Annotated in this window: 19 protein-coding genes; 3 read left to right on the plus strand and 16 right to left on the minus strand. The window is 42.6% G+C overall.

Annotated features, from left to right (window positions below; genetic code table 11):
- Positions 1–33: 33 nt before the first annotated feature.
- From AM228_RS00370 to AM228_RS00380, 4 genes are all read right to left on the minus strand, one after another.
- The gene (locus AM228_RS00370; RefSeq protein ID WP_054464100.1) at positions 34–249 is read right to left on the minus strand and encodes a hypothetical protein; all 216 of its coding nucleotides are present in this window, start codon (positions 247–249) and stop codon (positions 34–36) included.
- 23 nt (positions 250–272) lie between these two features.
- Positions 273–410, minus strand: a complete 138-nt coding sequence (locus tag AM228_RS31500) for a hypothetical protein (protein ID WP_156331433.1) — start codon at positions 408–410, stop codon at positions 273–275.
- Positions 411–506: 96 nt separating this feature from the next.
- Positions 507–3,170 (minus strand): CHAT domain-containing protein, encoded by a 2,664-nt coding sequence (locus AM228_RS00375; protein WP_054464101.1) that lies wholly within the window; start codon positions 3,168–3,170, stop codon positions 507–509.
- 220 nt (positions 3,171–3,390) lie between these two features.
- Positions 3,391–5,997 carry an S-layer family protein gene (locus tag AM228_RS00380; protein WP_054464102.1) on the minus strand — a complete coding sequence of 869 codons (2,607 nt, stop codon included), beginning with the start codon at positions 5,995–5,997 and terminating at the stop codon, positions 3,391–3,393.
- Positions 5,998–6,128: 131 nt separating this feature from the next.
- Here AM228_RS00380 and AM228_RS35880 point away from each other — a divergent pair, with 131 nt between their 5' ends.
- The gene (locus AM228_RS35880) at positions 6,129–6,263 is read left to right on the plus strand and encodes a hypothetical protein (protein WP_255353122.1); all 135 of its coding nucleotides are present in this window, start codon (positions 6,129–6,131) and stop codon (positions 6,261–6,263) included.
- Positions 6,264–6,410: 147 nt separating this feature from the next.
- Here the strand turns inward: AM228_RS35880 and AM228_RS00385 are convergent, their stop codons facing one another.
- The 4 genes from AM228_RS00385 to AM228_RS31505 form a co-directional block, all read right to left on the minus strand.
- Positions 6,411–7,265, minus strand: a complete 855-nt coding sequence (locus AM228_RS00385; RefSeq protein WP_054464103.1) for a DUF928 domain-containing protein — start codon at positions 7,263–7,265, stop codon at positions 6,411–6,413.
- A gap of 720 nt (positions 7,266–7,985) precedes the next feature.
- Positions 7,986–8,171, minus strand: coding sequence for a hypothetical protein (locus AM228_RS00390; protein ID WP_054464104.1), 186 nt, complete (start codon positions 8,169–8,171; stop codon positions 7,986–7,988).
- Between the two features lie 219 nt (positions 8,172–8,390).
- Positions 8,391–9,182 (minus strand): isopentenyl phosphate kinase, encoded by a 792-nt coding sequence (locus tag AM228_RS00395; protein ID WP_082348682.1) that lies wholly within the window; start codon positions 9,180–9,182, stop codon positions 8,391–8,393.
- Between the two features lie 10 nt (positions 9,183–9,192).
- Positions 9,193–9,396: a hypothetical protein gene (locus AM228_RS31505; RefSeq protein WP_156331434.1), complete on the minus strand. Its 204-nt coding sequence runs from the start codon at positions 9,394–9,396 to the stop codon at positions 9,193–9,195.
- Positions 9,397–9,460: 64 nt separating this feature from the next.
- On the opposite strand from AM228_RS31505, the gene AM228_RS00400 reads away from it, so the two are divergent.
- The gene (locus AM228_RS00400) at positions 9,461–9,604 is read left to right on the plus strand and encodes a hypothetical protein (protein ID WP_199317350.1); all 144 of its coding nucleotides are present in this window, start codon (positions 9,461–9,463) and stop codon (positions 9,602–9,604) included.
- 326 nt (positions 9,605–9,930) lie between these two features.
- Here the strand turns inward: AM228_RS00400 and metH are convergent, their stop codons facing one another.
- The 5 genes from metH to AM228_RS00425 all read right to left on the minus strand — a co-directional run bounded on the left by metH (position 9,931) and on the right by AM228_RS00425 (position 17,102).
- Positions 9,931–13,569 (minus strand): methionine synthase, encoded by a 3,639-nt coding sequence (gene metH, locus AM228_RS00405; RefSeq protein WP_054464106.1) that lies wholly within the window; start codon positions 13,567–13,569, stop codon positions 9,931–9,933.
- A 200-nt stretch (positions 13,570–13,769) separates the two neighbouring features.
- The gene (locus AM228_RS00410; RefSeq protein ID WP_054464107.1) at positions 13,770–14,336 is read right to left on the minus strand and encodes a hypothetical protein; all 567 of its coding nucleotides are present in this window, start codon (positions 14,334–14,336) and stop codon (positions 13,770–13,772) included.
- A gap of 1 nt (position 14,337) precedes the next feature.
- Positions 14,338–15,720, minus strand: a complete 1,383-nt coding sequence (locus AM228_RS00415) for an AAA family ATPase (RefSeq protein ID WP_054464108.1) — start codon at positions 15,718–15,720, stop codon at positions 14,338–14,340.
- Positions 15,721–16,065: 345 nt separating this feature from the next.
- Positions 16,066–16,878 carry an SPFH domain-containing protein gene (locus tag AM228_RS00420; protein WP_054464109.1) on the minus strand — a complete coding sequence of 271 codons (813 nt, stop codon included), beginning with the start codon at positions 16,876–16,878 and terminating at the stop codon, positions 16,066–16,068.
- Between the two features lie 11 nt (positions 16,879–16,889).
- The gene (locus AM228_RS00425; protein WP_054464110.1) at positions 16,890–17,102 is read right to left on the minus strand and encodes a hypothetical protein; all 213 of its coding nucleotides are present in this window, start codon (positions 17,100–17,102) and stop codon (positions 16,890–16,892) included.
- Between the two features lie 433 nt (positions 17,103–17,535).
- On the opposite strand from AM228_RS00425, the gene AM228_RS00435 reads away from it, so the two are divergent.
- Positions 17,536–18,249 carry a hypothetical protein gene (locus tag AM228_RS00435; RefSeq protein WP_054464112.1) on the plus strand — a complete coding sequence of 238 codons (714 nt, stop codon included), beginning with the start codon at positions 17,536–17,538 and terminating at the stop codon, positions 18,247–18,249.
- Positions 18,250–18,433: 184 nt separating this feature from the next.
- On the opposite strand, the gene AM228_RS00440 is transcribed toward AM228_RS00435, so the two are convergent.
- The 3 genes from AM228_RS00440 to AM228_RS00450 form a co-directional block, all read right to left on the minus strand.
- Complete coding sequence (locus tag AM228_RS00440; protein ID WP_054464269.1) at positions 18,434–18,835, minus strand: fasciclin domain-containing protein; 402 nt, start codon at positions 18,833–18,835, stop codon at positions 18,434–18,436.
- A gap of 307 nt (positions 18,836–19,142) precedes the next feature.
- Positions 19,143–20,441, minus strand: coding sequence for a CO2 hydration protein (locus tag AM228_RS00445; RefSeq protein WP_054464113.1), 1,299 nt, complete (start codon positions 20,439–20,441; stop codon positions 19,143–19,145).
- A gap of 179 nt (positions 20,442–20,620) precedes the next feature.
- Positions 20,621–22,198 (minus strand): NADH-quinone oxidoreductase subunit M, encoded by a 1,578-nt coding sequence (locus AM228_RS00450; protein ID WP_082348683.1) that lies wholly within the window; start codon positions 22,196–22,198, stop codon positions 20,621–20,623.
- Positions 22,199–22,217: the final 19 nt, after the last annotated feature.

Raw genomic sequence — 22,217 nt, forward strand, 5'->3', positions numbered from 1 at the left:
GATTAATGTTTGGATTAATGTTTAGAACACGGTTTAGAGCACGGTAGAGAGTTCATCGACAATTTGCACTCGTCCCCGGTAGATAGAACCCAGGAGGCGATCAACGGAAAAGCGGTCTTCTTCGCTGATGGATTCATCTAAAATTGCGGCCATTAGTCCATAGCGGTCTGCTTTGGTGATTTTATGAGTGTCGCGGACAACGGCAAGTAGTTCAGAAATGGCTCCGGGGATCAGTTTAATGGGGAACATGGGACGTTTTTTTAACTCGATACTTATATCATCTCCCCATTACCCAGATTAACCTGCGATAGCGCATCCGCGCCGCGAGAGCGATCGCACCTGTCAAGCACTGGTGATTTTTTCCCTGCGATCGCGTGATTTCCGTTATCCCTGATGATGATTTTGGTCACAGTCAATGATCCTTATTGGTTATTCCGGTGAATTGATCGATAACCAATCACCAACCAATCACCATAATTCGTAGCTTAACCGACTTATCCATGTCCCTATCGCCAATTGCCCACTAAAACATAAGGCGACCAAAAATAAGGAAATTTGTATCCATCTTGTTGTAAAAGACTTAACTGAGCCCGTCGCAGTGCTTCGGCTTTAGAAACGTTGGGATCGCGGGCTAATTCCTGATAGAATCTGACCATTAGCTGTGCCGTAGAATCATCGCTGACTTGCCACAATGTGGCCAAGGTACTGCGTGCCCCTGCCCTGACCACAACACCCGCTAATCCCAAGGCAGCGCGATCGTCTCCAGCGGCGGTTTCACAAGCACTGAAAACCAATAATTCAATCGGCCTCGATAATTCTGCTTCTTTTTTGCGGAGTAAATTATCTAAATCTTTGACATTAATTTTACCATCCCAGCTTAAAATAAAGGTATTTTTCGCTTGAGAACTAAATTGGCCGTGAGTAGCAATATGAACTACTGGAAAAGATAGTGAATTGATTTGCTCTTGTAAAGTAGCGCTAGTAAATTCCTCATTTAAGATAACCTGACTGGGAATTTCTGTGGTAATTTGCTGTATTTCCTTCTCTACATTCGGCAGCGCCGAGAACCCATGCCTTGCTGCTGATAAACCGGCGATTAGTAGTTGGAGATTTTCTCTAAATAACGGTTGAGATGGGAGGAGTTGCAGTCCAGGATTGAGGGCAATACTATAGGTTTCAATTAAATATTTATCTCCATCGTGCAAAGCCGCCATTGGAATATTTCGCAGGAGTCCATCGAGGATAAATACCAAAGTTTGCACCTGACTATTTTTTAAATCAGATTCAGCAGGCAAAATTAGCCAATTATATATTTGTTGAGCCGTTTCTAAACCTCGTTTATTGTTACCCGATTCTCGGGCGATATTTTGCCTTAATTTATTTATTTCTGATTCAACTTTTCCCTGAGTTTGCATTGTATTGTAAAGACGTAATGGTGCGTTGGGTAAAGCTAAGATTACGGCAATTCTGTCCGGTAAAATAATCGGATAAATTACCGCAGCGGTGGGATCAAGTTGGTCAATTTGTACAGGGTTTGCGTCTAAACAAGCTTCTTGAAAAAAGTTGTCTAGTTCAGCGAGTTGTAGGTATTCGATCGCCTGTCTAGCGGCTCGTAAATTCTCTTGATTCGCTTCTTCATTCGGAGCGGTTAATAAACTGACAAATTCCCGATAAACGGGTTCAATACTGTCCCGAAAAGAAAACTGAATATCCGGGTTATCGGGATTGATAGAAGCTAAATCTTTGCGTAGATATTGCAGGGTTTCCACGGCAACGGAATAAGCAGCGATCGCCTCTTTTCTATTTCCTTGGGCTTTCAACACTCTTCCTAACTGCCACTGCCATCGATAAGCAATTTCTGTGGCATTGATGGATTGGGCTAAAACTAAAGCTTTTTCGGTGATATTTTTGGCTTCTTCCGGTTGTTTTGTCAGTTCATATAATTTCCCTAAACTACCTAGGGCATAAGATTCAGTGCGGGGGTCATTTAACTTTTTGGCCTGTTGAACTGCGATCGCTAATTCCCTAGCCATCTTAGAAATTTGCGATCGCTCATTTAAGGATGAATCGCGATCGAAAGATAATCGCATTAAATTGTTAACCCAATTAATTCGAGCATTTACCGATTGACGACTAATGGGTAATTGCTCAAGTTGTTGTTGAATTAAGGGAACTAAAGATTGCGCTTCCTTGAGTTTTTCTGTATCAATTAGTAAACTAAGCTGGTTAAGCTGCGCTCGCAATCTCAAAGCGGGAGAATTAGATTGATCCGCTACTTTTTGATAGCCATTGAGAGCAATTTTGATTTCAGTATTGGCGGTTTTTTGGTCTCTGAATTCGAGGGCATTTTTGGCGATCGCTCTAGCTGTATTGGCTAAACTTAACTCAGCCTCTGCGATCGCCGATGATAACCTTAAATTTTGTGATATAGTTAAACTTTGCTGCAATAATTCCCGGGATTTGGCTAAATCCCCGGTAGCCCGTAAGACATTGCCTAGACTGCGTAATCCCGTGGCTTTAATTAAAGAGGCCGGTTCATTTTTTATGGCAATTTCTACCGCTTCCAAAGTTGTCCGCGATCGCCGATAAAGTCCTAAAGTTTGCATTGCCTGAGCTTGGTTAATTTTGGCGCCGATCGCTCCTGCGGTATCATTAATTTCGGCGTAAGTTTTTGCGGCATCCTGCCAACTACTTAAGGCTGCTTCCGTTTGACCTGTCGCATATTGCAAATGACCTTGGGTATTGAACGCTTGCGCTAAAATCGATAATTCTGCGGCATTAAAATCAGTTTTTTCCGGGGTTTTAATCAGGGCAATACAAGAGGCGATCGCATTCGTCGCCTCTGGCCATTGTCCTAATTTTTGAGCGGCCAAAGATAAATAATTCAATGCCAACGCTTCATTTAATGAATCTCCTGCCCGATGAGATTCTGTCACCGCTTGTTGCCACACCGTTGCCGCTTGGGAAAATTGTTCCGCTTGGAAAAAATCCCGACCTTCTTGCAACCGTTGTTGATAATTATAATTCTGGGGAGTTTGGGCAACGGCTGTTATATCTTTGGTGTCATCGCTATTTGATTTTAAAATAGCGATCGGATTTGGCAGAATCGGCATCATAGCGATCGCCATTCCCACCCCAATACTAAAAAAAAATTTTGGATAATTTTTCATTGATATTCCCCTAGGAATGATGGTGATAATATTAAGTGCGATCGGACAGAAACCGGGTTTCTAGCAAAATTGTTGGGAATAGACGCAAAAATCATCGCAGAAACCCGGTTTCTTTCATTCGGATATTAATAGGACTTACGGAACGAATCTATATATGGCGTATTGGTGCGTTACTGCTCGGAACAACACCCTACGGATAGCGTTCATGCGTAATTCCTGATTAATTCACAAGACAGCCCTCCTGGGGTCTTAGATTAAGATTATTCGGCGTTGCCGTCGGCGTTTTAGCCACCAACTCCATATTTCCATTAGCATTAATCGTCCATCCTTGGGCTTCCACCAGTGGCAGATTTGACTGTGCAGAAATCACCGGATTTGGGATTTTTTCCCAAGAGAAAAACTCTCCCAGGGGTCTTAAATCAATCCAAGTGGCCTCATCATTCATCGCATCAATTGGATTTGGTGGTATCCCCCCCTTGCCGGTGACAATAAACTCGCTTTGTTGCTCACCGGGACGGCAGCTAGAATCGATTTGTTTGGTGGCATCCACAATATTTTCCGGTAACTGGATTAACCCAGAAGTCACATCAATTTCTGTATTAATTTCCACGATGCCACTAAATTCCGCACCTAGTGCTGATGTAGCAGTAATGTCACTTTTGGGGGTTGGTTCATCCCGAAACGCTGTGCCAAAAATCCCATTTGCATCGATCATCACACGACCGCCAAAACTTTGTGCGGCATTGGCATTAATATCACTATTTTCTAAAGCCACTAAGTTGTCCGTATTGATGGTAATATTCCCACCAGTTGCTAGGCCGGTGGCTTCGGTGATCATGGTACTACCCCGACGTAATTCAATATTTGATGCGTTAACAGTAATATTCCCCTGGTCTCCAGAGGCTGCCTTTGCCGTAATAATTCCCTCGTTATCCAATAAAACAGAATTTGCTTGAATCTCAATACTACCCGCTGGCCCTTTTCCTTGAGGAGTTAGGTTACGACTATGAAAATTACTCGCGCTTACGGTAGCACCATCCCGGATCGTCAGTCGATCAGTAATAATATTCACATCGCCCCCCGCTCCTGTCCCAGTGCCATCTTTCCTCCCATCTATGGCACTGGCCAATAACCCAGTGCGACGGATTTCAGTCTGACCAATTAGCTCTATGGTTTCGGCTGTGATGCTTAATTGACCAGCATTCCCCGCCGCAAAAGTAATCGTGCTGATCTGAGATCCATCAGTGAGGGCTAACTGACCTGTTTTTATGGTCAAGTTGCCTGCATTGCCTTGTTTATTGGTATAAGTAGTAATTGTAGCGCTATCAGAGAGAGTTAACTGGCCTGTTTCTATCAATAGGTTTCCTCCATTTCCAATAGCTTCTGATTCCACGGAAGTCGCCAATCTGCTACCGGATTTATAAGCAGTATTCAACCCGCTTAAAGTGACTGATTCACTAGCGCGAATCGTCAAATCCCCTGCATTGCCTTGTCCGTAGGTTGCTGTAGAGATAAAAGCTCCATCATAGAGATTTAATTTTGTCGTTTCCAGAGTCAAATTGCCTGCATTCCCAGTGGCTTGTCGATAAACTGCCATCTGCAAGCGGCTACTTACGCCATTGCTATCTAACCCACTGAAAGTCACTGAATCCGCAGCCCGAATACTCAAATCTCCCCCATTTCCCTGTCCTAAAGTTGAGGTGGTGATAGCGGCTCCATCAGAGAGAGTTAAATTATTGCTTTCCAGGATAACTGTGCCTGCATTGTTGCTGCCGTTGACATCAACCCCAGTGCCGACAAGACTCGCAAAACCCAAGGGGTTAGAACCGTTTAATTGTATGCTCTCGGTGGTGCGAACCGTCAGATTTTGACCAGGTTGGTTTCCTTCTGTGAAAGAAAGAATCGCTGACCCGTCCCTTAACCACAGATTTCGCCCTTGAATTTGGATTCGACCGCCGCCAGATCCCGAAGCATCTAACGAGGCAGCAGCATTGAGGTAAATATCTCGGAAATCTGTGAGTTCTGAATATCCTAAGTCCCAGCCATTGTCTGTGGCATTTAAGTCAACGGTTTGATGATCTCCAATCCCAGCGAGTTCAATTCTTCCCCCTCTTGACGTGAGGTTTCCTCCGTTTAGCTCAATGTCAGCACTGACTAAAGCTAAGGTTTTATCTTGTACTTCTAAGCCTATAGGACGATTGTTTCTGAGAATTAATCCGGTATTTGGGTCAACAGAGAGATTATTTCCAGAACCTTGGACAATAATTTTGCCCGGATTGACTCCCATTTGTAAGCCGACGGGAAGGGTTACCGTGAGTAAGGGTGTGGTGTCACTGGGTAGGCTACTGAAAGTCGCGCCATCAGCAAAGTTAATTTGATGAGCCGTCGAAGCAAAAAATGAGCCGCCGATGTTTAATTGGGCATTTGGGCCAAAGACCATCCCGTTAGGATTTAGCAAAAATAAATTAGCGGTGCCATTGGCTCGAATTAACCCATCAATATGAGAAATCGAGTTGCCGGTCACTCGACTAAAAATATTTTGAATATCCAAAGCATTATTAAAAAATACTTCCCTACCAGTGGTTAGGGAAAAAGTTTCAAAGCTATGAAACAAGTTTCCCCCAGATTGGGTTCCTCCGTCAATCTGATTAATATTCCCCTGTGGGGTGACAAGGGAATTCACTGGAAGAGTTGCATCGGGGACGATTTGAGCTTTAGCTGCACAGGTTAAATCTATGAAAAATATCGATAAAATTAATATTGTCCTTTGAGTATTTAGGTGGATTTTTAATCGTAAATTTACGATTTTTTCTAGGTAATATTTCATTATACTTAAACCATCGATTGAGCAAACCAAATTTCAGAGAAGTTAAGGAATTTTCTATTTAGAAAACCAGAAATATCTGTAGGGGCCAAGCATGACCGCAGTAGGGGCGAATGGCCATATAGCCTGACGGCATGGGCTTCGCAAGGACGCCCCTACAATATTGTACGGGCGAAGCATTCCGGCAGAAGTTTGATGCTGAAAATATTAAATTAAATACCGGAATGCTTCGCCCCTACGGAATGCTTCGCCCTACCGTGGTTCAGTAGGGGCGAAACCGCTGTAAGTGATTTTGGCGATCGTTAACAATTAGCTTGTAATGAGAGCGCAATAGGGTGGGTAAAATTTTGCCCACCCTAACCAGAAGTAGCTCCTGATTTTTCCGTAAACACTGTTACTTTTTCAGATTAAGGAGTCTATTCTTCTGTTGATTCTTCTAATGAGATCGTCTCTATTGGTAAGGACACAAATTCTTGAAGTCCTGCGGAGTTTAAGAGATTTTGCCACTTTTCCGCAGCGATCGCATCATCAGAGTTTTCCTGCCGAAGTTGGGCTAAAATGGCGATCGCATCATACCAAATTCCCGTTTTTGCATATAAGCCCGATTGAGTCAGGGTATCTGCATTTTTCAGTTCATTCGCTAAAGCTGGATTAACTTCGACTCGTTGCGTCCAGGCATTGATATCAACATTCTTGCTTAAATTATCAGGATCGCACACGATAGAAAAATACCAGTGATAACTACGATTAACTTCAAGATTAATCGATTCAGGCAAGCGGATAACTAAGGTTTTCGCTTCCCCAGAAATGGGAAAGGTCTTTCTGTAGATATCCTCCTCATTTTCATCTTTTAAAACAAATTCTGCGGTTGATGCCGTCGTTTGAGGACTATAGATGAAAAATTGAGGAGAAGCGGAAACTGTCATTCCCGATCTTGGGGGATGATTTGGCAATTTGGGAGTTAATGGAGCCAGCGATGATCCGATTAAATCCTGGTCTAACTCCTGGTCGGCTTCGCATCTTCCTCCTCGATTTTCTAGAGCAAATGGCTTAGATGTTTCAAATGCTTCTGGTGGCGGTGGTGCATAACCGCCTTGGCAACCCGGGTTATTTATGGGGCACCCCTGAGCCAATAGATTCTCTTGTGGAGAATGGTCAGGCCCAAATTTTACTGAGGTATTAGCTTCTCCGGGAAAAGGTCGCACAATTCCCGCAATTGCACTAATTGAAACAAGACAACTGAAAATGCTTAATTTCCATAAAACGCTCATAATTAGAAAATCCTACTAGGATATATTTAATATTGACAGACAATCACGATAGCCGAGAGCAGAAAGCCGCCTTTGCTATATCAGCCGTCATCATCTAAGCCTTCACCAGGGAATCAGACATTTATGTAAGTAGGCTTTTGGCCTAATTGCACGACTAATTACATAATTGAGAACATAATTTAGATGCAGCCATATGATTTTAAATCTTAACAATAACCTGATTAATCATATAGCAATTTAGCTTGGGTTTTTCAGTCTGGGAGTTCAGTCATCAATCATCAACATTCATAAAAATGATCGGCCAATTTCGGCATTGGTGAATCCGGGCGCTGTTTTTGAGTCTTCTTCCCATTGTCCTCTATGAGTACCTCCCCCAAGTATAAGAGGAGTGCCGTCAAATCCTCTTCGTGGTGGTGTATATTTAGCCCGTTTATTTTCTTTTGGGGAAGGTTATTGGGCGAAGGTTACGGAATGATAGGCTAGTCTGAGAAATGGTCGGAGAGTTCCACTGATTCCACCAATCGTAAAAATAAAACCAACAATCGCTATTTTCCCGATTCTGCTCACAAATTTCATAGGTACTCCTATTTTGAGTTCCTGTAGGCACTAACCTAACACATAATATTGGGATCTGTCTAGTTCTGCAATAAAAATTAATCTATCAATGCACCCTTTAACCCTTAGCTTAGGTCAGCAAAACCCGATAAACCAGATCGACATTCACGGGGTGTTGGCGTTTTTTTTAGCAAATGCAGATAAATTATGTGCGACTTTTAGCTGGTAGATATTCGCGTTTTTTCGGCAATTAATACCGTTTACAATTAAAAAAGCATAGAATAGCGGGGCGGGGCGAAGCATTCCGGTATATAGGTTAATATTTTGATCATTGTAGGGGCGAATGGCCATTCGCCCTTGTACGGGCGAATGGCCATTCGCCCCTACGGAATGCTTTGCCTCTACTGTTGGATGAATTTTTGTAAATAGTATAAAATCCGGTAAATACCCCTATAAATGGATTTTGCAAAACTTTATAATTTGGCTAGAATATTATTATGTTTATTGCCAAATAAAATTGCTTTATTTAAACCGATCGCTCGTCGTTTCTGTTCTGTGACTTTTGCCAGTCTATTTCCGACTAATTAAAGTTCCTGGAGTCTTGTAAGCCAATAAAGTTGCCTCTATTTGTCCCACAACTTTACCGCTAAAAATTCTAACTTCTAAATCCGGTAATTCTTGAATTAATGCTAACATTTTTGCCACTTTGTCCGCCATACCCCCGGTGACATCAGTGCCATCAGACCCGCCTAATTCTGGCGCGATCGCATCAAAGTTGTCTGGGGTAATTTTCTCAATAATCTTGCCGGTGCGATCGTAAATACCCGCCACTTCTCCTAATAAAAAAATCCGCTGCGGCTTTAATTCTTTGGCTAAATAGGCAAATATTTTTTCTGTAGAAATAATCGTGCCTCCCAGCCGTGCATCCACTGCCACATCCCCATAAACCACGGGAATCAAGCGATGTTTTAATGCGGTGACAATTGGCACCGTTTGCATATGAATTATTTGGCCATTTTCACATAAAGTAGATGCCGAAGGCTGTACAGAAAAAATCGGTAAACGAAATTCTGATAAAGTCTCGATAACTAGATGATTTAATCGTCTAGCCATGACACTAACTTCGGCAAATCCCTGCCATTGTTCAGCGGTGACAACTCCATCGATTGTGCCATATTTTTTGGCTACAAAATGACCAAAAGACCCGCTACCATGCCCAATTAACCAGCGCCATTCCGGTTGTGTTCTTCTGACCTGGGCAATTTCTTGGGCAACTTGATAGATAATTTGGCGATGAAAGCTGCTAGGTTCTCGTTTGTCCGTAATCAGAGAACCACCCAATTTAATAAAAGTTAACATCATGGCAATTTTCTTAGATAAGCGATCGCTGACAAAAAAGAAACCGGGTTGCGAAAAAAAAACCGGGTTTCTGGGTTAACTTAATCAAAAAACTCGGTTTCTGGGTTAATTTTAGCATCATCGCCCACATCTTAGTTAAGAAACCGGTTTTCTTGGGACTTTGGTTTCTGACAGAAAAGGCGATCGCCACCTGATCGCCTGCCGACCGAAAAAGCAATCTCCGCCTAATTAATTTGAAAAATGCTATAATCTTAATAACTGTTTAGGAGAATTGAGTAATTATGACAGTTGAACAAATTGAAGCCGCTATTTTAAATCTTTCCGAAACAGATTTTGCTAAATTACGCAATTGGTTACTAGATTTAGATTATCAACAATGGGATCGACAATTAGAACAAGATATTCTGGATGGTAAAATGATTTAGCTAAAGAAGCCCTGGCTGACTTTGAAGCTGGAGACTATCAATAAATATAATGCGATATACCGAATCATCCTTCTCTACATTTTAAGAAAGTTAATCAATATTGGTCGGTTAGAGTGGGAAAATCCTATCGGGCTTTAGGGATAGAAGTTGAAAATGGGATTTTATGGTTTTGGATTGGGTCTCATGGTGAATATGATAGATTAATTGGCAAATAAGCGATCGCACTTCTCAAGAAAAGAAACCGGGTTTCTGGGTGTGGAAAAAGAAACCCGGTTTCTTGAAGAAACCGGGTTTCTGGGTTAACTTAGGGGTTTCTGGGTATTGACTTATGCACTGAAATATTTCGCCACTGGGTGATAAGTAATAATCGCCGTAGTTGACTGTTCAGGATAAATTTGTTCGCTTTCGTCCATATACATATTAATGCGATCGCATCCTAGCAACTCTAGCTGCTTATATTGGTCTTGCATATTCGGACAAGCGGGATAACCGAAACTATACCGAGAACCGCGATAACGTTGTTGCAACATATCGCGAATATTGTCCGGTTCTTCTGATGCAAATCCTAACTCCCGACGAATTCGGGCATGAAGCCATTCCGCGATCGCCTCTGCGGTTTGGACGGCGATACCGTGGAAATACAAATAATCGGTATATTGATTAGAATCAAACAACTTCTTAGCGTATTCCGTGGCAATTTCGCCGACTGTCACCGCGTGCATGGGAAACACATCAATTTTACCTGTTTCTTTCGGGGCAAAGAAATCCGCAATACATAACCGTCGTCCTGACTTTTGCCGGGGAAACTCAAAGAAAGTAATCGGTTCTAGAGACTGAATATCTTGATTTTCGGCCACAGCTTGCGGGTCATATATATATAAAGTGTTGCCCTCTGCTTGACAGGGGAAATAGCCATAAATTGCCTGGGGATGCAGGATATTTTCCGCCACCACTCGCTGTTTCCATTCCGCTAAAATCGGATGGACGGTTTCCGCGAGAAACTGGTCATATTCTTCCCGTGATTGTTCTTTCGGTTTGCGGAATTGCCACTGCCCCACAAATAGGGCTTGTAAGTCCAAATGCCAAAAGATTTCTTCTAAAGGAATATCCGCCGGTTGCAATATTTTCGTACCCCAGAATGGTGGGGTGGGTCGTTCAATATCCACGGCAACGGCTTCCGAACGTCGCGTATCAATTTCTACGATTGTTTCTGCTTTTTGCTCTCCCTCTTTTTGACCGGGGCTAGAATTAGAAACCGGGTTTATATCAGGATTTTGGTTATTTGACAGAGATTCTGTTAATAAACCCGGTTTCTGAGTTTCTGATATTTCATCCAGGAAGCCTTGGATATCATCCCAGTTACCTGCTTTTTTCGCAGGCATTAATTTATCCATAAAATGCAAATCAGAAAAGGCATCTTTTCCGTAAATCACTTTACCTTTATAGGTATTTTGGCAATCTTGATGGACAAATTTCGGGGTTAAAGCTGCCCCTCCTAAAATCACGGGGACGGTAATGCCGCGTTCGTTGAAAGTTTCCAGGTTATCTTTCATAAAAGCGGTGGATTTTACCAGTAACCCACTCATGGCAATACAGTCAGCTTTATGCTTTTGGTAGGCTTCGATGATATTTTCTACCGGCTGTTTAATGCCCAGGTTAATCACCCGATAGCCGTTATTAGAGAGAATAATATCGACTAAGTTTTTGCCAATATCATGGACATCCCCTTTCACCGTGGCAATGACTAAAGTTCCTTTGGCATTATCCCCTGCTTCTTCTTTTTCCATGAAGGGTTGGAGATAGGCAACGGCGGCTTTCATGGTTTCCGCAGATTGCAATACAAAGGGCAATTGCATTTGCCCGGAACCAAACAGTTCGCCCACAACTTTCATCCCATCTAATAGATAGATATTGATGATATCTAAGGGAGGATATTTTTCTAAGGCTTGGGCTAGTACCTGTTCTAAACCAATCCGTTCGCCATCAATAATATGCTGGGTGAGACGTTGTTCTAAGGGCAAGTTTTCCGTGGCGCTGCGATCGCGCTTGGTGGTCTTACCTTCAAATAATTTAGTCAGTTCTGTTAATGGGTCATAAATGCAAACATCCCCATCAAATTTACGTTCGTCGTAAATTAATTGACGGCAAACTTCTTGATGTTCGGGGTCAATTTTGGCCAAAGGAAGAATCTTACTAGCGCTAACAATGGCGCTATCTAAACCTACCTGCATGGCTTCATGCAAAAACACTGAATTCAGCACTTGGCGGGCCGCTGGATTCAAGCCAAAGGAAATATTAGAAACCCCTAATAAAACATGACAACCGGGCAATTCTTCGCGAATGCGCTTAATCGATTCAATGGTAGCTTGGCCATTTTTGCGGTCTTCTTCAATACCCGTAGAAATGGGTAAAGCCAGAGTATCAAAAAAGATTTCATGGGCAGGAATTCCATATTCAATGGCGGCATTATAGGCCCGTTGCGCGATCGCAAATTTTTTATCGGCTGTGCGGGCCATACCCTCCTCATCAATGGTGCCCACCACCACCCCGGCGCCGTATTTTTTCGCCAGTTCTAATACTTGATAAAAGCGCGGTTCCCCATCTTCATAGTTAGTGGAATTCAGCAAACATTTGCCCCCTGCCACCTTTAAACCCGCCTCCATCTTTTCCCATTCTGTGGAGTCCAACATCAGGGGTAAAGTCACATTTGTGACTAACCGGGACACTAATTCATGCATATCCCGTACCCCATCCCGACCCACATAATCAACGTTCACATCGAGGACATGGGCGCCTTCTTTTACTTGGGATTTTGCCAAAGCAACCAACCCATCCCAGTCTTCATTATTCAACATGGTTCGGCATTGCTTAGACCCACTAGCATTTAAGCGTTCGCCAACAATTAAAAATGAATTATCTTGTTGATACGGTTGGGTACTATATATAGATGCGGCAGCGGGAATATAGTTGAGAATTTGCCGGTCTTGTTCATTTTGCAAATGATTGCGAACGGGGCGCGGTTTCGGTTTCAAAGTTTGGACAACTTCCGCTAATGCGCCAATATGTTCTGGTCGGGTTCCGCAACAACCGCCAATAATTTGTACGCCCAAATCTTCCACAAAGTGCATTAAAGCCATGCGGAATTCCATCGGGGTTAATTTGTAGTGGGCTTGACCGCCAACATTTTCTGGCAAACCGGCGTTAGGAATACAAGAAACAATAAATGGTGACTGTTCCGCAAGATAGCGGATATGGTCTTTCATTAAATCCGGCCCAGTGGCGCAATTTAGACCCAAGATATCAATAGGATAGGGTTCTAAAATTGACAAAGCGGCGTTAATTTCTGACCCTACCAACATTGTGCCCATTTGTTCCATTGTGACGGAAACCATAATCGGACGGCGATCGCCTTTTTTGGCAAAAACCGCCTCAATACCATTCAGGGCTGCCTTAATTTGCAACACATCTTGGCAAGTTTCCACCAAAAATAGGTCTACGCCCCCGTCATAAAGTCCTTCCGCTTGTTCGACGAAAGCGTGATACAGAGTATCAAAATCAATATGTCCCAGGGTCGGTAATTTCGTCCCCGGCCCGATCGAACCCGCCACAAACCGGGGTTTTTCCGGGGTGGAGAACTCAGCGGTCACGGATTTTGCCAATTCTGCCGCCGTTTTGTTCAGTTCATAAGCTTTGTCTGCTAAGTCGTACTCAGCCAAAACTATAGAAGTGCCGCCAAAGGTGTCCGTTTCGATCACGTCAGCCCCCGCAGCCAAAAAACTGCGATGGACTTTTGCCACCGCTTCCGGTTTGGTGTAAACCAGGTATTCGTTACAACCTTCATACTCCGGCCCGCCAAAGTCCGCAGCAGTCAGGTTTTGGACTTGCAGGTTGGTGCCCATTGCGCCATCAAAGACAATTACTGGGCGATCGGGGCTGTGGAGACGTTCCAAGAAGGGGCTTTTCATTCGTGTTCTCCCAAAAATCTTTATCCTTAAGGATTTTCTCATTATTCGCTATTCTATTTTGCCTTGTTTTCGGGTTTCTCTCTGTGTCTTCGTGTCTCTGTGGTGAAATTTATGGAATGGAACCACAGAGACACAGAGTTACACGGAGAGCACCAGAAACCCGGTTTCTTGTCTCTCTGTCCCTCGGTGTCAAAGAAAACCTATTCCAATTTACCGATTAAGCGGTTAAACATCAAAGTGTTGGGAGAATAAATTTTTAACATATTTTCGGGGCGATCGCACGGTTGAGAGTTAGGCTTTTCACGAGTTGAACGTTTGGCAATGTTAATATGTTTTAGACTAATAAAGCGATATTGATACCCGGTGAGAAAATTGGGCTGATGCCAAAATAGCTGACCAATTTTCTGGCAATAAGCGATTAAGCATTCTGAACCCCTCAGTTGATGAATTACTTCCTTTTCAATCGCTTTTCCAGCTTTCATTTCAATCACAATAATAAATTTTCGCCGGTTCTCGTCAGAAATAATCAAATAATCAGCCCGTTTACATTCTCCCTGGGTTCCTTGAAAAAATTTGGTCGGGGCGGGAAACTCATCAGACTTAATCACCAGAGTATTTTTAGGAATATTTTTAATGGTGACTTCGTAGTTAACTCCATGAGTTTCTCTTAACTCTACTTGAAATTTACCATAGGCTTCAGTTAAGGGGACTTTGGCACTATCTTGAATCATTCGATCGAGAATTATCAGGTCTTCTGACTCATACATATTATTCGCCCCAGATGATCTGTTCCTGAATGCGGTTCATGGTGGCGATCGCACTATCAAAACTCTTCACCTCAATTCCCAATTCTGGGCTAATATCCGCTGGGGTCAGGGTTTGGCAGCGAGTTTTTCGCTGACCCCCATCAAGTTTAATCGATGCGAGTTCGGCAATATAGACTTTGAGGCGATCTACTGAAAGCAATTCTTCAGGAACATAGCCTTCAGCTTTGGCAATTTGCTTGAGATAATTCTTATCCTGATTCAGCATAATCAGAGTGTTTAACTCTTTAATCAAATAGTCGCTATGAGTAGTGACAAAAACCCGAATCCCCAGATTTACCAATCGAGCCAAAATTCTGGCCATCCGCCGCTGATTTTCCGGGTGAAGATTTAGTTCTGGTTCATCAATCATCAGTAAATCTCCCGGTTTAGCAATATGCTTTAAATAAAAGCCCACGTTCAACAAAGAACGCACCGCACTAGAACTTTCATCCATTGAAATTTTTACTTTTTTCCCCTGGGGAATATAATAAAGTTCATCATGTTGTGTCACGGTATAATCACCGCCAATCATCTCCGCCAAAATCTGGAGTAAATCCGGGTGATGTTCGGCAATAAAGCTAGTTTGCTTAAAAATACTTTCTAATTTTCGGGTAAATTCTACATTGCTTTTAATCGGCAAAGCATAATCATCATATCCTTTAAATAACAATTCCATTGGGTCAATTGTTCTATCCGATTGACTCAATTCTTCCAGTAGCCGGTTGCGGGCAAAATTTAATTCTTTTCTAAAAATTGCGGTGCCAGTTCTTTCGGCACTGGCAATAAAAGGATTTGGGAAAAAATCCCCAAAAAGAATCTCTTTCACTGCATCACTGATAATTTGCTTAATAATCTCGGTGGGAAACTTAATTGGCTCTTTTTTCAGCAGCAAAGCGATCGTCAAATCTGGGCTATCGGCATTTTTTACCAGGGAAAATAGATCCAAATTGGCTGAACCAATTGATTCTTGGTATTGCCGTTGTAAATAGTTGGGTCGATCGGTCAGATAGACTTGAAATTCCGTATTTTTAAACCGAGTTTCGGGAGCGGCAAAAATTTTCGGCAACAAAGCCGTATATTGCTGACAACCTTTAGCCAGAATGTCCGCAATTTCTTGGCTATATTGGGCAATATCTAGGTGAATCACGCCATCTTTGAGTAATTGCTGAATTGTGGCATCTTTGATATCAATCGATATTACTTGCTTCCAATAGAACAAAAAGCCAAATAGAGCATAATTCGCATAGGTTTTACCCGTATTATTGCCGCCACAAATAATCGTGAAATTTCCCAGGGAAAATTCTGCTTGTTTTAAAATACCGAGGTTTTTGATTTTTATCTGCATACAAGACCTGAAACCGTCAGAGAAAAACCGGCTTTCTTAGTTAACTGTTGATATTTTCCCATCAATCTTATACCATTTACAACAATTCATCCAACAGCCCCTAAGATTCTTCGGGTGGGCAAAAACTGCATAGAAAAGAGGAGAGAGGAAATAGAGGAGAGAAAAAAGAAGAGAGAAAAAAGAATTTTCATGGTTCACCTCTTTCCTCTTTCCTCTCTCCTATGAACCTTCCATAAGTGTGGAGTTTTGCCCACCCTACAATATAAATACTTTCTAGCGATCGCCCACTTAATATATATCCGCTGCCAACTTTCCAGCGCTCGCATGAATGACTAATTGATTCAATTACTTATTCGTTTGCAAATCTAAAAAAGGCATCCCACTGGTAGACATAGGTAGTTGACCATTCCATTTTTCCAGGGCTTCTTTCTGAAGCAATTGGGGAGTAATTGAATCACTCAAAACCTTATTTGATTGAGCATTAATTTTGGCAATTTCCAGTTCCGTTTGCGCTTGTTTTAAGCGATTTTCTGCTTCCGCTGCTTTTTGGGCTGCGGTTAGGGTGGCATTAATGGAATTTTGTACTTGCTGATCCACTCGCAGGGCATTGACAAAGGTAATTAACTGCACCTGAATTCCTTTTGCTTCTAAGCGCTGATTGAGGATATTTTTCACTTCAGTTAAAAGTCCTTCTTTGCCCGCGCCAAAAATATCCGTTACTTTCATTTTACTGGCGACTAAATTAATCGCATCCCGCACTTGCGCTCTAATAATCGTCGATGTAATATCATCAGCATTCTGGCGATATTCTTGGAAAATTTGCGGGACTTTTTCCCGTTTAAAAACGAAAGAAATCGCCACATCCGCATTCACTACTGCCCCTTCAATGCTATTAAAAGTAATCGATTCATCGGTGCTACTGCCTTCATTAATATCTTTTGTCCAAACATAGTTTTGTACAAAGACCGGAAAGGTATATATTTCTTCCGTCCAAGGATTATACATCACCCGACCTGTTTCTAGGGTATAGTCTTGAACCCCGCGATCGCCCCCAAAATTATTAATTCTAATCCCCACATATCCGGGTTTAATGGTAGTACAGGAGGTCAACCCCCAACCGACTACACTTAATAAAAGAAGTTGAGTAATTTTCTTCATAGCTAACTCTCCTATTTTTCATTTTTATTAAAAAACTTGCGTAAATCAGGAAACCAAAAAAAGAGGCTGCCAATCCCCACAGCGATCGCTGATACAATGAGTAAAAATCCCCAAGTCACATCTGCATCACTGGGTTCTGATACCAGTCTAAACCCTTTGGTCAAGATACTGGAGATAATAAATGCTTCAATGGCAATTCCCAAAAATTTAAGAGCGAGTTCCATGTTAGTTCCATGTTAAATTTTGGCCTAAATTACGATCCAGATCAGAACCAGAATATTGTGAATCAATTTCCTGGGTTAGATTTCGTAACTTCTATTTTAGTAATGATCCTAGTAATACAGAAACATTTTATTTATTATAGCTTCTCAGCTTTGCGGTTGCGTGCATCCCTCGCCAATTGTTAAAAAATGTAACAGTTTACCACCATAAAATTTTAATTTTGTTTAATTGGGGTTAAAATATTTTGCATCATCTCTTGTTCAGAATAATTGTTTGTTGTTTGTTATTTGTTGTTTGTCGTTTGTTGACCACCAACCACCAACAAGGAGCAAATAAACACCAAAAAATAACCACCAAACACCAACCAATAAATAAACAATAATAAACAACCAATAAATAAACAATAACAAATAAACAATAATTTTTCAACTAATTGTGAACGATTTAGATTTTTTCCTCATAATTATCTATTTAACCTGCATTTCTTATGTATTATTGCAGATGATTTCTGCCTTATTTATTGAACAGGTAGAAATAACTTTTGACAAGCAAGATTTACAAAACCAACTAGAATTACAACTATTAAAAGAGGTGATTAGCATTGAATTTAAAATGAAACCCAGATATGACCGGAGTGCTTTGCCTTCAAATGTAGACATCATTATTAAGAACATTTCCCAGCATCAATGGATTTATTTAGAGTGGGATTATAGTTGTTTGATTTCCGTAGATGGGGAATCCAAACGCTTGGTGCGCGTGCCTCCTGGTTCTACATTTGACCTATTACCCCCGCAAATGTTTACGGTTTTGTCACCGGGAACTAGGTTTAAAGAAAAATTATCCAGCGAAGCGGCATTAACCAGAGATCCGGAAACGGGAACCCTGAAACTTGATGGCGCTTTGATTAATCTGGCAAGGCTGAATAAAGATAAGCGAAGACGCAAAAGATTTATGCGCCTCAGTATATTACTAAAAGAACCGGCAAAGTTTTATATTCGCTTGTTACTGCGAATTGAAGATAAGTCTCAAGGAAATTCAAAAATTGCTTTTTATACTATCAATAATCTGTTTGTGGTGAAAAAAGTCCATTGGGTGCAACAACTTCCTTGGAATGTTCCCCGACCAAAACCTGAAGACCTAAAGCTGTAATTTCCCCCCGGCTACGAAAGAACAAAGACACAAAGAAAAACCAACAACCTTTGTGTCCTTTGTGTCTTTGTGGTTTTATATTTTTTATTTTACCACAAAGGCACAAAGGTCACAAAGAGATAAAAGCCCATTTTTGGGGAAAATATCCCAGAGGTTAATTAAGAAACCCGGTTTCTGCTGTACTCTATCCCATTAAAATGACTGTATCAATTACATGAATAACCCCGTTAGTTGCCTCAATATCTGCCGCCAAAACTGTGGCATTTTTGACTTCAAAAATATCCCCACAGCGAATCGGAATCGGCGAACCTTCCAAAGATGTTAACGTTGACAGATTTTTTAACTCATTTGTGGTATAATTACCTGCTACTACATGATATTTTAAAATCCGCTGAAGCTGAGGAATATTCTGGACTAATGTATCCACTGTTCCCGGCAATAATTTGGCAAAGGCGTCATCATTCGGGGCAAAAACCGTGAATGGTCCTGGTTGTTGTAATGCCTCAACTAAGCCTGCTACTTTGACAGCAGTCACCAAGGTGGTAAAGGCATCATTACTGACAGCGATTTCGACAATATTAGGCATAATGTTATTTGTTGTTTGTTGTTTGTTGTTTGTTGTTTGTTGTTTGTTGTTTGTTGTTTGTTGTTTGTTGTTTGTTGTTTGTTGTTTGTTGTTTGTTGTTTGTTGTTTGTTGGGGCCGCCATCGGCCGCCATCGGCCGCCATCGGTGTGGGGGGGGGAAAGTGAAAAGTTAAAAGTGAAAAGTCGTAGGGGCGTCCTTGCGAAGCATAATCCGTCAGGCTATATGGCCATTCGCCCGTACAAAAAAAATATCACTATTCACTATTCACTATTCACTCTTCCCTACACCCTACACCCTACACCCTCTCTTACCGATAGTCCTGCCGCTGAATGTCGGTTAACCGGGCTTCGGGACGGAGAAAACGATCCATTTGGCCTTCAAAGAATTGACGATTTTTTAATAAGTGTTCCGGGTTGGGGTCGTCTAAGGGATAGAGTAAAGCCGTCCGTAAGGCTTGAATTACGGCGGAGGTGACGTTGTACATCGATCGCTGAAAAGTAATCCCTAATTGAATCAACACATCATCTTCCCCCCGGCAATATTTCTGGTAATATTCTACTAGATATGGGGGCAAAAAATGCAGCATATCTTGCATTAATAATGTGGGGGGAATTCCCGCCGTACCCACTGGGAAAACATCGGCATAAAGGATGCCATAGTGAAAGTCTTTTTGCTCTGCTGGGACTTGTTTGGCTTGGGCGTTATATGATTTTGTGCCTCGGAACGGTGCGGTGCGATAAAATACTGCTTCAACGTAGGGTAATGCGGCTTCATAAAGCCACATAAAGCCTTTGGATTTGGGGATGATTTCATAGCATTCCCCACCAATATACACATGATGATAGATGGGTCGTCCGGCAGCGATAAAGATGCCATTTACTAGAAAGTTCATGGCGTCCGGGACGGTTTTAAAGTCCCCGGCATCATAGCGATCGCTCATTTCAAAGAAGACCGGGGCCATGACTTCCCAGAATAATCCGAGGTTGGCATAGTAGGACAGTTCCCGGACTTTTTCATAGAACATTTCCGGGAATAGTTTATATAAACCCAGCATCAAGGGATTGCCTTTAAAGTAAGCTTTGATGGCCCGATCGCAGTTAGCGATATATTCCTCACTTTCCAGGTAATCATAAAATTGACCGCCCATTCCTTGATGCCACAACATTGCCCGCATACAGGCTTCGGCAAACTCCATATTAACGCGATCGTGCCACAGGTGATGGAACAATTTCGGGAGTTTTTTCTTTAACTCTCCTTTGTCCATAAACTCCAACAATTCCGGGTGGGCAGTTGCTTTGCCTTTTTGCCAAACGCGATAATCTGCGGTATCCCCGGCATAGTGGTTAGGCAGGTCTAAATATTCCTGGGGCAAGAAATATTTAAAGAAGGGTAAAGGATCGAGAAAAACTCGTTCGGCAATATAAAGTAAATCGCGCCAATAAAAGTCCATCGGCACGGCATAAGCTTTGTAAATGCCGATAATTTGCATTAAGTTTTCTGGTGTATCTGGTAACATCGAACCGCCCGCTTCCAGGCGATGAATAACATCAGCATATTTGTGAGTAGAAGGCGGTATTTTTGTATTGTGAGTCAAAGTTGCAGACATATTTTGTTATTAGTTGGTGGTTATTGGTTGGTGGTTATTGGTTGGTGGTTATTGGTTTTGTGAAACCCGGTTTCTTTTTGGTATTTCGCAGATAAATTTTAATATTCACAGAAGAAACCGGGTTTTTTTGATGCTTCGGAGTGTCACCGCTACCTCTACTACCTCTGCTACCTCTATCCCTATTTTAGGGGTATATGCCGAATCATTTCCTTGACAAAGGGGAGATTATCAATCCCCTTGGGGACGACTGCGGGATTATATGCATCAAATTGCCCTCCGCGATTGCTGATCTTTGGGTAATGTAATTGAGCAACCATCGTGGTGCTGGTGGGTTCCATCCAACGCAATAGTCCGTTCGGTTGGATGCCTAAAAATAGAATGATTGCCGTGAGCACTAAGGCTGGCCATTGATCTTTGACGGTGACGCGAGCATAATAAGCGCGACTATTGTCCAATTTGCCGAAGCAAGTGCGGTTAATCAAAATGACAAAATAGACGGCGGTTAACCCAGAGGAGATGATACAAATCAGGGTGGGAATGGGGAAGGTGGCAAAACTACCTTGAAAGACGACAAATTCAGCGGCAAATCCTACCAGTCCAGGAATTCCGGCGCTGGCCATGCCCGCGAGAATTAGCAACGCACTGGTCAGGGGCAAGCCGCGAATGGGGTTCATTAACCCGTTGAGAATGTCTAAGTCACGGGTGCCAGTGGTTTGTTCGACGATGCCGACGAGGTAGAACAGCAGGGCTAAGATTAAGCCGTGGGCAACCATTTGCGCGATCGCCCCTAAGACACTCAGTTCGGTTCCCGCAGCCGAGGCTACGAGAATATAACCCATGTGACCGATGGAGCTATAAGCCACCATGCGCTTAATATCCCGTTGGGCGATCGCGCTCATAGCTCCATAAATTACGCTGACGGTGCCAATGATGGCCAAACCGGGGGCGACGGTTTGCCATGCTACCGGGAACAGTTGCAAACCAAAGCGCAACAGGCCATAAGTTCCCAACTTGGCGAATATACCACCGAGCAAAATCGTGGTACTGGGAGAGGCTTCCACATAAGTGTCTGGCATCCAAGTATGCAGGGGAACCAGGGGGGTTTTAATGGCAAAGCCAATTAGTAAGGGGGTTAATAGCAACAGTTGGGTAACTAAATCCAGTCCTGAAAATGCTTGCAATTGCAGTTGGCCAAATTCAAAGCTGAACGATTCACTGGTGAAGGCGATACCCAAGAAGGAGAAAATCACCAGCAAACCGGAAACAGCGGTATAGAGTAAAAACTTCGTAGAAGCGTAGCCGCGCTTTTCCCCACCCCAGATAGCAATCAGTAGATAGAACGGAATTAGTTCTAACTCGTAAAAGATGATGAAGAGTAGCAGGTTTTGGGACATCAGCGCTCCGGCAATTCCCGCGTTAATTAACAGTATTAGGCTGTTATGAAGGCGAGGACGATTTAGCTGTGGTCGATTGGTGTATAGGGCAACTACGGTCAGGAGACTATTTAGGGTCAGCAGGGGCAGGGATAGACCATCGACTCCCAGGCTGTAGTTGAGACCCAAGGGTTGAACCCAGGAATGGAATTCACTAAATTGGACAGCGCCTAGGTTCAAGTTCAACTCACTGAGCAAGTAAACTGCCCAGCCCAGACTGGCAAGGCTGAAAGCTGTGGCGATTTCTCGACTGGCTTGGGGTTTTGGGTACAGGGCGATCGCGATCGCCCCCAGCAGAGGCACCAGAAGTAATGGGGTTAACATAGTTTCTCTATTTGGTTGG

This window comes from Planktothricoides sp. SR001 (genome assembly GCF_001276715.1).
Classification (GTDB): Bacteria; Cyanobacteriota; Cyanobacteriia; order Cyanobacteriales; family Laspinemataceae; genus Planktothricoides; species Planktothricoides raciborskii.